Here is a 14549-nt window from a genome sequence, read left to right as displayed (position 1 = left end):
GGCATGTGCTCATCCTTCCTGACTCAGAAGGAAGCGGCATCAAACCTGGGGTGATTCAGAGCGCGTTCCCACCCGCTCCCTGAGGAGCGCTCGGAGCTTGCGGAGAGCGCGTCACGAAGGGTCGACGCGACTCAGGCCGGTACGGCCCCGTTGGTGTTGGCGCGGTACGCCGCGATGTGGGCGTTGCGTTCCTCGTCGGACATCTCGTTGAGCAGCACGTTCGGGCTGTTGAAGACGTTGCCGCGGACATCGTCGAGCGTCCACATCTTCTTCGGGTCCAGGTCGAGGTGCGGCTGCGGGATGAGCGTCTTGCCGTCATCTCGGACGTAACCCAGATCCTGGATGATGTCGGCGAGATCCTTGCCGTGATGCAGCGTCTCCCATTCGCGGAAACCGGTGAGACGACCCATGTTCGGGGTCTCTCGGCCCTCGTACTCGCCCCGGAAAGCCACCGCATCGGTCCAGTAGCAGGTCTCCGAGCAGTACGTGCGCCATTGGTCGTCGACCTTCTCGGTGACCATGTCCTCACGGACGAGGCACGGCACCATACAGGTCCAGCAGCGGTGCGGGTACTCGTAATCGACGTCCTCGAAGGCGATCGGCTTGTTGCGTCCCGGGTAGGCGAGCCGGTTGTAGTTCTCCCACCACTTGCCGAACTTGTTGTACCAGCCGGGGTACTTCTCCTCGAACCACTCGAAGTCCTTGTCGGTCATGGCGTCGATGCGCCAGTAGTTGACCGGCCAGCCGGTGGCGAAGAACCGCGCGACCTCATGGACGTAGTGCTTGTCGACGATCCGCTTCCACGCCTCTTCGACGAGGTCGTGCGGGATGGTCAGCCCGTACTTCTCCAGCGGCAGAAGGTAACTGCGGTAGTAGTCGTCGTAGATCCAGCGACGCCACATCTCGGCGTAGCTCTCGCGGTCCTTGCGACGGTCTTTCGTGCCGTACTCGATGAAGGTGCCGATCGCGGCGTCGACGACGCAGTGGTTGTTCCACCATGCGTACCGCAGATCACGTTCCAGTAGTGGGCGATTGCGCTCGTCGGCGAGAGCCATGAGCAGAATCGAGTAGCCGTTGGAGATGTGCCGCGACTCGTCGGACTGGACGGAGTGGAACACGGTGGGCAGCAGGTAGTCGCCGTTGGCGGCGGCCTCGTCGGGCATCGCGACGAAAAGTGTGTTGGTGAAGGCGGTTTCGGCGACCACGGTGAGGTAGATGTTGGCCGCGGTGATGGCGTCACCGGTGATGAACCCCTCGCCGAACTGGCGGCCGATGGTGCCGGCGTAGTTGTTGGCGAACGCCTTCTCGGTGATGTCGAAGCCGGCCGGGTCGATGTAGTTGTTCATGTACAGCTTCTTGAGGTTCATCTGGATCGTCGAGTGACGAACCTCGTCGATCATCTGCACGGCCAGGCCGTTGTGGATCTCCGGGTTGGGCACGGCGTCGATCGCCATCGGCATCGCGCGGGCCGCGGAGATCTCGGGGAACGGGATGATCGACAGGAACAGCTTCTGCCATTCCAGCCAGCGTTCCTGCACCTGGCGGAACATGTTGCCGCGGATGGCGCCGTCCATGGCGCCGTATACGCGGTTGTCTTTTTCCTCCTCCATCGGGAAGTACGACCGCATGATCTGCTTCAGCGGATCCTTCTTGGGGGCCTTCTCGAATGTGTAGTCGGTACCGAACCGGGTGGCCGGGGTGGCGAAGGTGGGCTCCCAGGACAACTCGGTGATCTTCGCATGGGCTTTTGTCAAGCTCTGCCTGCTCAAAGTGCGCCTCCTCGGTGGAGAGCCGGCGGATTGCCGGCCCGCATGGACTGGAGCGACTTCGATACAACCCTGTGACGTGGATTACAAACGTCTCACTGTGAGACGACGACAGAGAACCCGCCCGGTGCGGTGCGCCGGGGCGGGTTCGGAGGTGGTGACGGACCGCTACAGTTCGCGATCCGCGGCGGCGAACGACCCGGACGGAAGCAGCGGATCGTTCAGACGCTGGGCGTACTGGTCGAAGTAGATCCGCGCGATCAGCTCGCGCCGGCTGCGGACGCCGGCCTTGTCGAAGATGGATTTCAAGTGGTCCTGCACGGTGTAGGCGGAAACGTGCAGGGCGGTGGCGATGTCCTTGGTGGCCACACTCTGCAGCACCATCTGGGTGACGTCGCGTTCACGGGCCGTGAGCCCGAAAGCCTCGACGACCAGCGGGATGATCTCGGGCGGGCGGGCCTCCTCGATGGTCACCACGACCTCGCCGACCCGGCCGTCGGCCGACGACAGCGGCGACGCGTGGATGACGAGCCACATGCCCGACGCCCCGCGCACCCGGAGGCGCGGCGGGACGGAGGACTCACCCGAGCCGTAACGGCGTGCGGCTCCGATAAGGCCGTAGATCGGGTTCATCACCGCCGCGCCGTTCGGACCGGACGCGAGGTCGGCGATGCGCTCCTGGCTGCCGGCGCTCATCTGCACGATCTCGTTGCTGCGGTCGATGATCAGCACCGCCGGGCCGTGGCCGGTCGGCGGTGGCGGACTCGGCGCGTCGACGGTGGCAGGGGCGGCGGCACTCGCCCCGCCGGCGACCACACTGCTCAGCAACCCCACGCGCACGCCGTAGGCGAGAGTGCGCGACAGCGAACCCAGGAAGTCGATCTCGTCGGCGTCGAAGGGCCGGCATCCGGCCCCGCTGCGGAACATCGCGATCCCGGCCCACGCCCGGTCCCCGTCACGCAGCACCAAGCGGGCCTCGTCGTGGAAGCAGTATTCGGGAATCATCAACTGCGACATACGATTAGACCGTTCGGTGGCGCCCCGGTTGAGGAGGTTGAGTCCGACCGCATCGCGTTTGGCGGCCACCATCTCGCGGTATGCCGTCGGCTCGACCTGCCCGTATTCGAGGAGACCCCAGTCCGGGTCCCGGTGATCCTCGCCGAGCAGTGATCCGTACTTGCGGGCGCTGGTCAGCAGGACGGTGTTGGGATCGAAGGTGCCGATGCACACCGCGTCGACGGGCACCGCGCGGCTCAGGGAGGCGACGGTCTCGGCGAAGAAGTCGTCGAGACCGAGGCCGGCGTGGGCCACGACCTCGATGTCGCGGCGCACACGCTCGGCGGTCAGACTCGATGTCATTCGACAATTGTGGGCATGAGCTGCACGGATGTCTATCCCACAATAGTGGGGTCCCCCGGACGGAGGACACCGGCCGGATCGTGGCGTCGTCGGATGGTCTCGAGGCGCGTCCGCTGGTCGGTCGACCACAGCGCGTCGCGTTCGGTTGCCGTCCGCCCGGAGAAGTTGAGCAGCGCTCCACAGGAGTGGGCGGCCACCGCGTCGGTGACGGCCGCGAGATGCTCACCGACCTGTTCGCCCAGCGGGCCGGCGGGTACGCCGATGGCGAGGACGGAGAACGTGCCGTCGCGTCCCACGACGGCGTTGGGTACGCGCTGTGGCGACCGCAATCGGCCACCCAGGAGACGGACCTCGACGATGGCCAGCGGGCTCGCGACCTGCGGCCCGGCTACCGCGAGCAGGGCATCCACGGCAGATGCCGGAAAATCGGCGAGTACGCAGCCGCGTTCGGCGCTCGGCATCGGCCCGGGCGGGTCCATGTGTACCGCGTCGAGCGCAGCGGTCGGGAGGACGTCGATGTTCTCCAGGAGGATCGGACCCGCCGACCGCATCGGTGCGAGCACCGCGGCGGCGGTGGCCGGGTCCCCGGTGTGGGTGTAGCGGACGTGCACGGCGAGCTGACCCTGTAGGGGCGGGGGCAGGTTGGGGTCCGGCGGGAGGCGGAGGATCGCCACCGAGGTCCCGGCCTCCTCGGGCAGGGAGGGCGCCCATTCGCGCCAGGCGTGCAGGACGTCGGCGGCCGCCGAGCCGGCGAAGAAGATCCCGCCGCCGTAGACCGTGGGCAGATCGAAGAGCTCGAACTCGAGTGCGGTGACGATGCCGAAGCCGTCCCGTCCGCCGAGCAGTGCCCAGAACAGGTCCGAACCCGCGGATGCGTCGACCGTGCGGACGAAACCGTCGGCGGTGACGAGCTCGATCGACCGGACATGATCGGCGGCATAACCGAACTGACGACCCAACGGACTCAGTCCGCCGCCGAGTGTGTACCCGACGACACCCACCGACGACGACGAGCCGACGAGCCCGGTGAGGCCGTGCGGAGCGGTCGCGGCGACCACATCGCGCCACCGCGCACCGGCTTCGACGCGCGCGGTCCTGGTCACCGGATCGACACTCACCCCCGCCATCCGGGACGTGGTGACGACGACCGTGCCGCGCCCCTCGATCGGCGATCCGTGCCCGGTCGCCCGCGCACCGACCCGCATCCCGTTCGAGCGCGCATATCGCACGGCGGCGGCGACGTCGGCAGCGTTCGTCGCCCCGACGACCACGTCAGCGGCGGGTATCGCCGCGAGGTTGAAGCCGGTCAGTTCGGCGGTGTAGCCCTCGTCGGCCGGGGTCAGAACGGGACCGCTGACCGCGGAGAGCAGGGCGTCGAAGTCGGTGAAGTCGATGGGTTCGGAGGTGATGGACACGATGCTTCCTTCGTAATGATCTGCGGATGAACGGGTTCGAGCGTCGGTGCTGCTGTGGTGGGCCGCCGGACTCGGCGGCTCGATGGGACTCAGAGTGGCCGACGCCCTTTTGTTCCCGCCATCCCTCGAACGCGGGAAATGCTCGTGCCAGAGTTCTGGGTTCGTGTGCGTCCCAGAAGTCTGGGGGGCGTCGGTCGACCCGACCCCCGCTGGTTGAGCCGGCACCGAGCGGAGCCGCCGGGCCGAGCAAGCGACGAAGGAGCGCGTCGAGGTCGAGGCGCCGAGTCGAAGCCACTTGGTGACCCGACGCCGCTGCACAACCCCTGCGGACCCAGCCCCACACGCCCGGCGGGTTGCGGATGCGCCCCGGGGGAGCGACTTCGCGGGATCTTCAGTCCACTTCAGACTCGCAACTTTTCACCCAGAATCCGTAACAGATGTGACTGAAGTTCACCTCTGTCAACGATTCACGCACAATCAACGCGAATCGACGCACAGTCGACGAAAAACGCTGCACAGTCGACAGTTTCGAGATTTCTGAGCCTGTGGAAACTCCTCGTAGTCGAACGAATGTTCCGGTACCTTGGAGTCATGCCAGAGCTCACCACGCTCCTCGATCAACTCATCGAGACCACCCCGCCCACCGACGACCCGACGGGCAGAGCAACATTCGACGCCCTCGACACGTGGCGCCTGATCCGCAATCTTACAGATCATCAGATCGTCGCGCACGCAGCGCAACTCGACGAACTCGGTGTCGCACAGAAGGCCGGTAGCACCACCAAGAAACTGCTGATCGAGTCAGGCCACGCACCGGCCGCCGCGCACCGCACCATGCGAAGCGTCGATGCGTTGCCGGGGTTGCCTGCGCTGTCTCGTCATGCCGCTGACGGGCGGCTGTCCGGTGAGGTCGTCGATGCCATCGTCCGCGGCATGAACGAGATCGAAAAACGGTGTGGTGACGCTCTTTCCGAGGGAGAACGCTCCCGGTATGAGATCGAACTCATCGCCCAAGCACTATCCGGTGCTACGCCGACCGAAGTGCTCAAGCATGCTCACGCCATCAGCAACGCCCTCGCCGACGCCTCTGACGCCGGAACCCCAGCGTCGGACGATGCACGCTTGAACTCGGTGAACGCGCACACCACCGACGACGGCCGTGTCGAGGTGCGTGCCGACCTCACCCAGGTCGTGGGTGAGAAGTTCCTGGCCATGATCGACGAACGGTCCTGCCCACGGCCCGAACCCGACGGCGCCGAGGACCGTCGCACCGCCGAGCAACGCCGCGCCGACGCCTTCGAACTGATCCTCGACCAAGCCGCGATCGGCGCGAGCATCGACACCGTCGGAAGCCCACGCACCCAGTTGATGCTGACGATCCCCGCGACCGGAGACCTCGCGACACTGCCGTGGACCGGGACGGTCAGCCACGCCACCGCCAAACAAGCGTCGTGCGACGGCTCGCTGACGGAGATCATCCTCGACAGTGAGGGCGTACCGCTGCAGATGGGCCACACCCACCGCTTGTATCCGGCACACCTCCGCAAAGCGATCATCGTGCGTGACGCCTGCTGCATCAAATGCGGTGCACCGCCGTCCCATACACAGGTGCATCACATCAAGTCGTGGGCCGACGGCGGACCCACCGACCTCGACAACGGCTGCCTGCTCTGCCAACGCTGCCACACCCAGGTTCACCACCACGGCTGGGACATCGTCATGGGGTTCGACCGACACCCCTGGCTCGTCCCACCCGCGATCATCGACCCGCATCGTCGACCACTACCCGCTTACAACCGACGCACCATGCGACTCGACGACGCCGCCTGACCGGCCCTCCGTCACACTTTCGCGTAGCACCTTCTGCACCCGGACCGTACCCGGGACCGCTTCCGTCCCTTGACAACTCCACAGTGCTGCCCCTCCGTACTCCGTTACCGCAGCGGATCACCGTCGCGGGAACGGGGTGTCGGACGAACACGCAACGCCCCCGTTCGGCAGCAATCGGGCCCTCGAGCCACACTCCGCGGAACTTTCGGGGCGTGCCCTGGCTGAGTCCGTCGTCGACCACCGATGAGGGAGCACTGCGACGGGCCGGGGCGCGGTTGAACCGCTCGACCGCGACGGTCGAGCAGCGGGCGCCCGCCACCATGGATGGGGTGAGACCGGTACGACAGATCAGCCAGTGCCCCCGCCGATCGCCTACATCTACACCCTCGCGTTCATCGGTGGGGATCTCGGAGTGCAACGGACTGGAGTGCACCGGACAGGAGTGGTCGACGACGGCATGGTCGTCGGCGGCGTTGTGAGGTAGCGATCTCTGCGTAATGCCGTTACCGGGTCGGTGCTTTCGCGATCTCACCGGGCAGAGCAACTGGGTACTGCTCGGCGTTGCCTGATGACGAACGCGCCGTAGGTCAGTCCGCCAACGCTCGGTACGTCGCCGCCTCGAAGTCGCGGTACCCGTCGATCGATGCGGGGTCGACGAAGGGGAAGATCTGGGTGGCCCAGAAGCCGCCGATCCGGGTGTGGGGATCGATCCAGTAGTAGAGGTTGGCCAGCCCGGCCCACGACTGCGAACCCGCCTTGCGGCCGGTGGGGGTGTCGGTGTCGTTCACCATGAACGGATACGACCAGGATTTCGGTGTCCCCGGATCGAATTCGACATCGTGGCTCAGCGGCGGGATCACTCCGGGCAGCCGTCGCACCGCGAGATCGCCGATCTGGTTGCGCAACGCCGTGGTGACGGTCTCCGGGCGCAGGATCTGTTGACCGCGGTCGGAGCGGCCTTCGCGCAACCACATTCGCAGGAAGGTCAGATAGTCGGGGACGGTGGACCAGAGGCCCTGCCCGCCCATGTCGATCTCGGGATCGGCAGGCTGTTCCCAGCGGTGGTTGGGGACGAGCTCGCCCCGCTTGCGCATGTGCAGGACCGCTCGCCGACGCCGGGCGCCGTCGGACAGCGCAAATCCGGTGTCGGACATGCCGAGTGGGTCGAGGACCCGCTCGTCCATCACCTCGCGGAGACGGCGTCCGGTGACGGCCTCGATGACCTGGCCGGCCCAGTCCACCCCGGAGCCGTACTCCCACTCCGTGCCGGGATCGAACAGCAGCGGGGTTCGCAACGAGGCCCTCGTGGCCGTGGCGACGGCGGGCACACCGTGGTCCGCGGTCAGTCGACGGTAGGTCTCGTTGAAGAAGTCGTAACCGAAACCGGCGGTGTGCGTGAGCAATTGGTGGGTCGTGACATCGGAGGCGGGTGGCCGCAGGCGCGGCCGCCCGTCGTCGTCGAAGCCCTCGATCACCTGCAGCTCGCCGAGCGCCGGGACGTAAGTGCGGGCCGGTGCGTGCAGGTCCAAGGCGCCCTCCTCGACGAGCTGCAACGCGACCGTCGCGGTCACCGCCTTCGTCGCCGAGAACAGAGCGAAGACGGAGTCGACGGTCATCGGCTGCTCGTCGTCGAGCGCACGCACCCCCGCGGCACCGAGGAAGACCGTCTCCTCGTCGGTCGTGACGCCCGCGACCACCCCCGGCACCCGCGGCGCGCCCTCGGTCCGGGCGGTCAGGATCGGGGTCACCTCCTTGGCGAGGCGTTCGGATCGGACTGGTCCCGCAGAGGTCATGGAATGGTCTCTCCTCATCGAAGTGGAACGTGACCGGCCCCGACGAACGTCCGGAGTCGGTCGATGGCGAGGGTGAGGTCGTCGGTGGATGCGGCGTAGGACAGACGGACGTACCGGTCCGCGCCCGCGACCCCGAAGTCGTGGCCCGGGGTCAGGGCGACATGGGCTTCGGCGAGCGCCCGGTCGCAGAACTCGGCCGACGTCAGGCCCGTGGAGCCGACGTCGAGGTAGACGTAGAACGCGCCGTCGGGGATGACCGGCACGTCGAGTCCGATGTCCGCGAGCCCGTCCACGACGAGTTGCCGGCGTCGCGCGAACTCACGACGGTTCTGTTCGGCCACCGCCAGGGAATCCGGCGTGAAGCAGGCCAGCGCCGCGTATTGCGACGGCGTGGGCGGGCACACGTAGAAGTTCTGCGCCAGCCGCTCCAGCACCCCCACGAGTTCCGTGGGCACGATGCACCATCCCAGCCGCCAACCCGTCATCCCGAAGTACTTGGAGAAGCTGTTGATCACGACCGTCTCCGCGACGCCCGGCGAGTCGGCGGCCAGGATGCTGCGCGGCGGCCGACCGTCCGGTCCGGGGTCGGACAGCCCGAGGTAGATCTCGTCGACGATCGACCAGCCGTCCCGGGCCGCCGCGAGCTCGCACATGGTCACGAGTTCCTCATACGGCATCGAGGTGCCGGTCGGGTTCGACGGGGTCGCCACGATGACGCCGCGGGTCGCGTCCGTCCACGCGTCGTCGACTTCGGCGGCGGTGAGCTGGAACCGGTTGGCGGGGCTGGTCGGCAGGAGCCGGACCTGTGCGCCGAAGGCGTGCGCGAACTGGCGGTTGCACGGATAGGACGGGTCGCCGATGAGGACCTCGTCGCCCGGGTCGATCAACGCCGCGCAGGCCATCAGGAGGGCCGCCGACGCGCCGGCGGTGACCGCCACCCGCGCGGGATCCACCGACGCCCCGAAATGGTGGCCGTAGAAGTCTGCGATCGCCTCGCGCAACTCCGGGAGGCCGAGGGCGCCGGTGTAGGCGAGGGGACGCCCGGTCGCCTCGCGGGCCGCGGCGAGGACCGCCGGCGGAGCCCCGAAATCGGGTTCACCGATGTTCAGCTTCACGACGGAATGACCAGCTGCCTCGAGTTCGGCGGCGCGCTTCGCGAACTCCATCGCCTGGAACGGCGCGATCCCTTCGGCCCGTCGGGAGATCTTCATGGGTGACATTGTGCGCGTCGGGATATCTGGCACCCGACCCCACCTCTCCGGCGGCGACGCGCACCGGCAGGCAGGATGTGGGGGTGCCCATTCCCGAATTCATCCGCGATCTGCGTGCCCAGGTCGGTACCCGCGAACTCTGGTTGTCCGGCGTCAGCGTCGTCGTCTGCGACGACGCCGGGCGGGTGCTGCTCACGCGCCGCGTCGACAACGGACAGTGGGCCGTCGTGTCCGGCGTCCTCGAACCGGGAGAGGAGCCGGCGCGGGCGGCCCTGCGCGAGGTCCGCGAAGAAACCGATGTCACCGCCGAGATCGTCAGACTGACCAGCATCGACGTCACCCCGCTGATCACCTACCCGAACGGCGACCGGACCCGCTATCTCGACGTCTGCTTCCTCGCGCGCCACGTCGACGGCGATCCCCGGGCCGCCGACGACGAGAACTCCGACGTCGCGTGGTTCGCGCCCGACGCATTGCCGTCCGACCTGACCGACACGTCGGCACTGCGGATCGAGAAGGCGCTGGCCGGCAACGCCGAGGCGTGGTTCCGACGGTAGGGGCTCCAGCGGTAGGGGGTCCCTCAGGGAAGTCCCTGAAGTTCGCCCCAGAAGTGCCGCCGAGCATCGCTTTCCGGCTTCGGCGGGCGCAGACTGGGCTCATGAGCACATCGACGAACAACACCACCGGCATGACCTTCTGGAAGGTCCTGGGCGTCATCGCGGTCGCGCTGATCGCACTGGCCGTCCTCGGCCCGCTACTCGAGGGACTCTTCTGGATCGCCCTCGTCGCACTCGCCCTTTACGGCGGCTACATGCTGTTCCGTTCGAACAAGAAGAACACGCCCCCGACCACCTACTGACCGGGCGTCACCCGCCGAACAGCAGCCAGAGCCCGAGGAACGTGTAAAAGACCATCAGCACCATCATGGTGAGCTGCCCGGTCAGCTGATGCCGGCGGGGCAGGAGACGCAACGATGCGTCGTGCGCCGCGGCCACCCCCAACAGGTGGCCGCCGAGTACGAACGCCACCTTCAGGGTCACCGTGACCGTCGGGTGGTCACTCATCACGTACACCGGATGAGCATCGCTGAGCCACAACACATTCCATCCCCTCCCCAGCGGATCGCCGAGCGCGAGGACGGCTTCTTGTCCCTGTTCGACGAGTGACTGCAGATAGTGGGCGAGGATGTAACCGATCACGATCGGGACCAGCGAGTGCGCCATCAGGCCGGGGAGGCGGCGCCGGAGGTCCGGTTGCACACCGCCGACCGCGCGGGCGGCCGTCCAGAACGTCACCACGACGACGCCGATGAACACCAACAGGCCCGCGGTCGAGTACACGGTGGCGGCCGCCCGGCTGTCACCGGCACCGTCGGCGACGAGGTCCTGCCAGAACGCGATCGCCGAAAAGCTGTCGAACGCGGTGGAGCCGAGCAGGATCGCGAGAACGGTGACGGTACCCGGGAGCACCGGGAGCGTGGGCAGCGAGTTCATCGGGCTACGGAGGATCACCCGGCCGGCGCTGTTGCGCGCGAACGGGGACAGGCGCGAGGCCACGGTGCTGTACACCGCGAACGGGTCGGCGTCCGCGGTCCACCGCAACCCGAAGACCACGCCGCCGACGAGGGTGATGACCAGGTAGCAGAGCAGCCAGATCCGCACCGATGACACCGAACTCGGGTCGGGCGACGCCAATTCGAGCCAGACGAAGGCGAACAGGCCCAACGCCGCGGGCCACCAGCCCAGCCGACGCGGATATCCCCGCAGGCCGACGACCCGCGGGCCTCCGACACCTCGGGCGGCCCGCAACAGGGTGCGGACCGGGGACAGCAGTCGCCACACCGGTCCGAGGAGTACCGACAGCACGGTCATGCCGACCCAGAGCAGCACATAGAACGCGCCCGGTAGGGGGTTCTCGTCGTTGTCGGGGCCGACGGCGGCCACGATCAGCCATGCGGTGAGAACCACTGCGGCGCCGCTGATCACGCCGCGCACCCACCGGTTGTCGACGGCCGCCGTCACCCATCTCGGGAGCTCTCGGCCGGCGTCCGGCCGACCGAATCGTGGTGTACGCCAAGCGAACGCGATGACCGCGAACGAGATGGTCAGCGCCCAGGCGCCGCCGATCAACACCGCGGTCAGCGGGACGGGCAGGTACTCCGAACCACCCAGTCCGTGGGCGAGCAGAACGTCAGTCGGCCTCGCGGGCGGGGTCATCGGCCTCGTTTCGGGTCGGGGGATCGGTGGGATCGGGGTCGCCGCCTGCCGGCTCGGCGGCAGTGCGGCCGGCCTCGCCCGGGCGGCCTGCCGCGTCGTCGGCGTCGCCTTCGTCGTCCTCGTCGTCCCCGCGTCGACGGTCGATGATCGCGATCGCGACGATGACGCCCACCACCAGGAACGCGGGGATCACGGCCGGCAGCGCCAGCACGAGCGGATGCGTCGCCAGGTGGTGGACGCCGGGGTCGGCAGCGAGAGCGATCACGGCTGCGGCTGGAGTTCAGGCTCCCGCGCGCCCGATGTCGCCTCCCGGGCGTTCACCCGGCCGGCTCCCCACGACAGCGCCGCGATGAGCAGCAGCGAACACACGAGCACCACCAGTGATGCCGCGCCGAACAACCACGACGGGTAGTCGAAGGTGCGCTCGCGCTGCAGGATCGAGATCTCCGCGACGAACGGTTTCGTCGACGTCAGCTGAGCCGGCTCGCCCTCCGCGCCGATCGCCGGGTCGGCCGGCAGATACACCGGCACGCCCGCCATCGTGGTGCCGTCCTGTACGCGCAGGATGGTCTTCCATGATCCCGACACCGGCATCGGTTCGGTGGACCGGAAGTGGTTGGGACCGACGCGCTCCAGCCGGTCGATGACGATGCCGCGGTCATTGTCGATCCCGCCCTGCCACGACATCAGCGTGACCCACTCGGGGTCGTCGCTGAGCGCGTCGGCGGGGTCGAGGAAGACCTCGGCCGTCACGTTCTCGTCGGCAGCCTCGTTCGGCCCGGCCGGGGTGAGGACGACGCGCGCGGTGACATCCGCGGGGACCGAGACCCGCAGGCCGTTGGCGACGGCCCCGCCGATCACCAGGACGGAGAGCACGACCGCGGTGATGCTGACCCAACGGGTCGGGAGGCGTTCGCCGACGCTGACGAGGCCGAGCAGCCCGCCGCACACACCGGCCGCGATGCCCACGGGAATCGCCATCGCCAACGCCTCGCCCCACATGCCGGTGACCCACGGAAAGGGGTAGGCCGCGGCGATCCACCAGGACTCGATCCAGAGGCCGAGGGTCGCGACTCCGAGCCCGGCCACCGCACCGAAGAGCACGCGGCGCTTGAGCAGCGGGGTCAGCGCGAGCAGTTCGATGACCACGGCCGCGCCCAGGTAGAGCGGGAAGACGTTGATCGGCGCACCCAGCGCCGGCCCGACGACGACCGCGACGACACCACGCAGCAGGATCGCGAAGACGGCCGCGACGAGCGCTGCGCCCGGCCCGAGACAGATCCGCGCGGCGACGAGGGCGAACGCCCCGGCCCCGGCGATCATCATCGGCTGCAGCACGAGCCGGAACTGCTCGACGCCGAAGTCGTACTCGATCTGGAACACCGACATGCCGATCACCAGCCCGCCGAAGGCCAGGCAGCGCACGAGCCACTGGCTCCGGCCGTCGTCCGGGGCGTCGGGACCCATGGCGGCCCGGCCCTCACGGTCGAGGATCACGACGGCGATGAGCGACAGGCCCGCGCCGCCGATGAGCATCAGGTGGGTCGGGCCCCAGAGGGTGACGTCCTGGCCGAAGATCCGATGCCAGACGTCGTCGAGCGGGAACCCCAGCAGTGCGTAGAAACCGCAGCCCGCCAACAGGATTCCGCCCACCGGTGCGTACCAGTGACGCGTGATCCGGATCGCCGAGCGCCCGGGCTTGTCGAAGGGGAGGAACACCGACAGCATGCCGGAGATGAACAGCAGGAACAGGCCGACCAGGATGAAGTAGTGCGCCGGGTTCGCCAGCGGCCCCTCGTCGCGGCCGTCGCCGATGTGCAGGCTCACATCCCAGAGGAAGCCGAACAGCGCGCAGATGATCGTGCTGGTGAACAGGAAGATCGGCAGCGCCGCCCACGGTGGGCGATTCACCCGGCGCGCGGCCCATTCGGACAGCGTGGTCAGCCACGTGATCTTGCGCGTGCGATGCAGATAACCGATCCCGAGCAGTCCGACCGACACGACGGCCGCCACCGCCGACATCAGGAAGACCTGGTCGAGTGCCGCTCCACCACCCTCGGCGGCGAGATGGACGCGCGTGACATCGCTTGTTGACATGGTCGAAGAATGCACAACCGCATCCGGGTCCCGGGAGTGCATTGGGCAAAACGGCGATCACGCGCGGTGAACGGCCCGCTCAGCTCATCCGACGGGGACGCACGACGACGTCGTGCAGATCTCCTCCGGCAGCTCGATCCCCGGGAGTCCGGGGATGTCGGGCAGGCCCGGGATGCTCGGCGATCCGGGCGCCGCCGGGGTCTCCGATTCCGGGGCCGGTGCCGTTGCCGCTCCGCCCGGCACGGTTACCCGCAGTGGTGCGGCGACCGTCGGGGTCGTCCCTGTCACCGGCGGGTTGGTGCCCCAGAACTCCTCGGCTGCCCCGGTGCCCGGTGGCAGCGTGATCGTGGTGCATCCCCAGTAGATGTCGTACGTGCCGTCCGGGATCGTCGTCGTCCCACTGGGTGTCGGCGGCGTGCCCTGAGAGATTCGCAGCGGCAACGACTTCGACGAGCCGGGGGAGATGAGCGCACCGAGATCCTCCGGTGTCTGGTATCCGAAGACGACATTGGTCGGGGCTCCGCCGGCCGGGACGCCGACGATCTCGCAGCCGATGCGTTTCGCGGCGTTGTTCGTCACCGTCAGGGTGACGTTGTTGCCGGACACCGAGGGTGTCGCGGTCACATCGCTCGGCGCTGCGGTGGCGACGGGCGCGAGGGCGGCTCCGAATGCCGCTGCGGCGCACACCGCCAGGCCGACGGTGGCTGTCCGGACTCGGTTGCTCATACGGGTGTCCTTCCACATGGGTTTTCAGTACCGACCAGGAAAAAGCAAGTCGCACGGTCGTCGAAAATATGCGGGATTTCGCATCCCGTTCGATTCTCGTCAACGATTGTCAAGTCGTTCTCACCTGACTCTGAAT

Annotated in this window: 12 protein-coding genes; 3 read left to right on the top strand and 9 right to left on the bottom strand. The window is 67.9% G+C overall.

Annotation, left to right across the window (positions count from 1 at the left end):
- Window positions 1–131 precede the first annotated feature (131 nt).
- The 3 genes from M4D77_RS13360 to M4D77_RS13350 all read right to left on the bottom strand — a co-directional run bounded on the left by M4D77_RS13360 (window position 132) and on the right by M4D77_RS13350 (window position 4540).
- A complete protein-coding gene (locus M4D77_RS13360; RefSeq protein WP_078113347.1) occupies window positions 132–1769 on the bottom strand; it encodes an aromatic/alkene/methane monooxygenase hydroxylase/oxygenase subunit alpha in 1638 nt (545 codons plus the stop codon).
- A gap of 165 nt (window positions 1770–1934) precedes the next feature.
- A complete protein-coding gene (locus M4D77_RS13355; protein WP_078113348.1) occupies window positions 1935–3125 on the bottom strand; it encodes a helix-turn-helix transcriptional regulator in 1191 nt (396 codons plus the stop codon).
- A gap of 32 nt (window positions 3126–3157) precedes the next feature.
- On the bottom strand, window positions 3158–4540 hold the full coding sequence (locus M4D77_RS13350; protein ID WP_078113349.1) for an FAD-binding oxidoreductase: 1383 nt from the start codon (window positions 4538–4540) through the stop codon (window positions 3158–3160).
- Window positions 4541–5110: 570 nt separating this feature from the next.
- On the opposite strand from M4D77_RS13350, the gene M4D77_RS13345 reads away from it, so the two are divergent.
- Complete coding sequence (locus M4D77_RS13345) at window positions 5111–6370, top strand: HNH endonuclease signature motif containing protein (protein ID WP_259936397.1); 1260 nt, start codon at window positions 5111–5113, stop codon at window positions 6368–6370.
- Between the two features lie 587 nt (window positions 6371–6957).
- On the opposite strand, the gene M4D77_RS13340 is transcribed toward M4D77_RS13345, so the two are convergent.
- Both M4D77_RS13340 and M4D77_RS13335 read right to left on the bottom strand, forming a co-directional pair.
- A complete protein-coding gene (locus tag M4D77_RS13340; protein WP_137810409.1) occupies window positions 6958–8163 on the bottom strand; it encodes a serine hydrolase in 1206 nt (401 codons plus the stop codon).
- A 14-nt stretch (window positions 8164–8177) separates the two neighbouring features.
- Window positions 8178–9374 (bottom strand): pyridoxal phosphate-dependent aminotransferase, encoded by a 1197-nt coding sequence (locus tag M4D77_RS13335; RefSeq protein ID WP_078113353.1) that lies wholly within the window; start codon window positions 9372–9374, stop codon window positions 8178–8180.
- A gap of 83 nt (window positions 9375–9457) precedes the next feature.
- Here M4D77_RS13335 and M4D77_RS13330 point away from each other — a divergent pair, with 83 nt between their 5' ends.
- Both M4D77_RS13330 and M4D77_RS13325 read left to right on the top strand, forming a co-directional pair.
- Window positions 9458–9931: an NUDIX domain-containing protein gene (locus M4D77_RS13330; RefSeq protein ID WP_068971499.1), complete on the top strand. Its 474-nt coding sequence runs from the start codon at window positions 9458–9460 to the stop codon at window positions 9929–9931.
- 101 nt (window positions 9932–10032) lie between these two features.
- Window positions 10033–10233: a hypothetical protein gene (locus tag M4D77_RS13325; protein ID WP_078113354.1), complete on the top strand. Its 201-nt coding sequence runs from the start codon at window positions 10033–10035 to the stop codon at window positions 10231–10233.
- A 7-nt stretch (window positions 10234–10240) separates the two neighbouring features.
- On the opposite strand, the gene M4D77_RS13320 is transcribed toward M4D77_RS13325, so the two are convergent.
- The 4 genes from M4D77_RS13320 to M4D77_RS13305 form a co-directional block, all read right to left on the bottom strand.
- Window positions 10241–11590, bottom strand: coding sequence for a hypothetical protein (locus tag M4D77_RS13320; RefSeq protein ID WP_078113355.1), 1350 nt, complete (start codon window positions 11588–11590; stop codon window positions 10241–10243).
- A complete protein-coding gene (locus M4D77_RS13315; RefSeq protein ID WP_078113356.1) occupies window positions 11565–11855 on the bottom strand; it encodes a hypothetical protein in 291 nt (96 codons plus the stop codon). Before M4D77_RS13315 ends, M4D77_RS13320 begins: the two co-directional genes overlap by 26 nt.
- Window positions 11852–13687: a hypothetical protein gene (locus M4D77_RS13310; RefSeq protein WP_259936396.1), complete on the bottom strand. Its 1836-nt coding sequence runs from the start codon at window positions 13685–13687 to the stop codon at window positions 11852–11854. The genes M4D77_RS13315 and M4D77_RS13310 overlap by 4 nt, the downstream gene beginning before the upstream one ends.
- Before the next feature lie 84 nt (window positions 13688–13771).
- Complete coding sequence (locus M4D77_RS13305; protein ID WP_259936395.1) at window positions 13772–14413, bottom strand: hypothetical protein; 642 nt, start codon at window positions 14411–14413, stop codon at window positions 13772–13774.
- Window positions 14414–14549 lie beyond the last annotated feature (136 nt).

Source organism: Gordonia sp. p3-SID1431 (assembly GCF_025143765.1).
GTDB lineage: Bacteria > Actinomycetota > Actinomycetes > Mycobacteriales > Mycobacteriaceae > Gordonia > Gordonia hongkongensis.
This window is presented reverse-complemented; position numbering and strand designations above follow the sequence as displayed.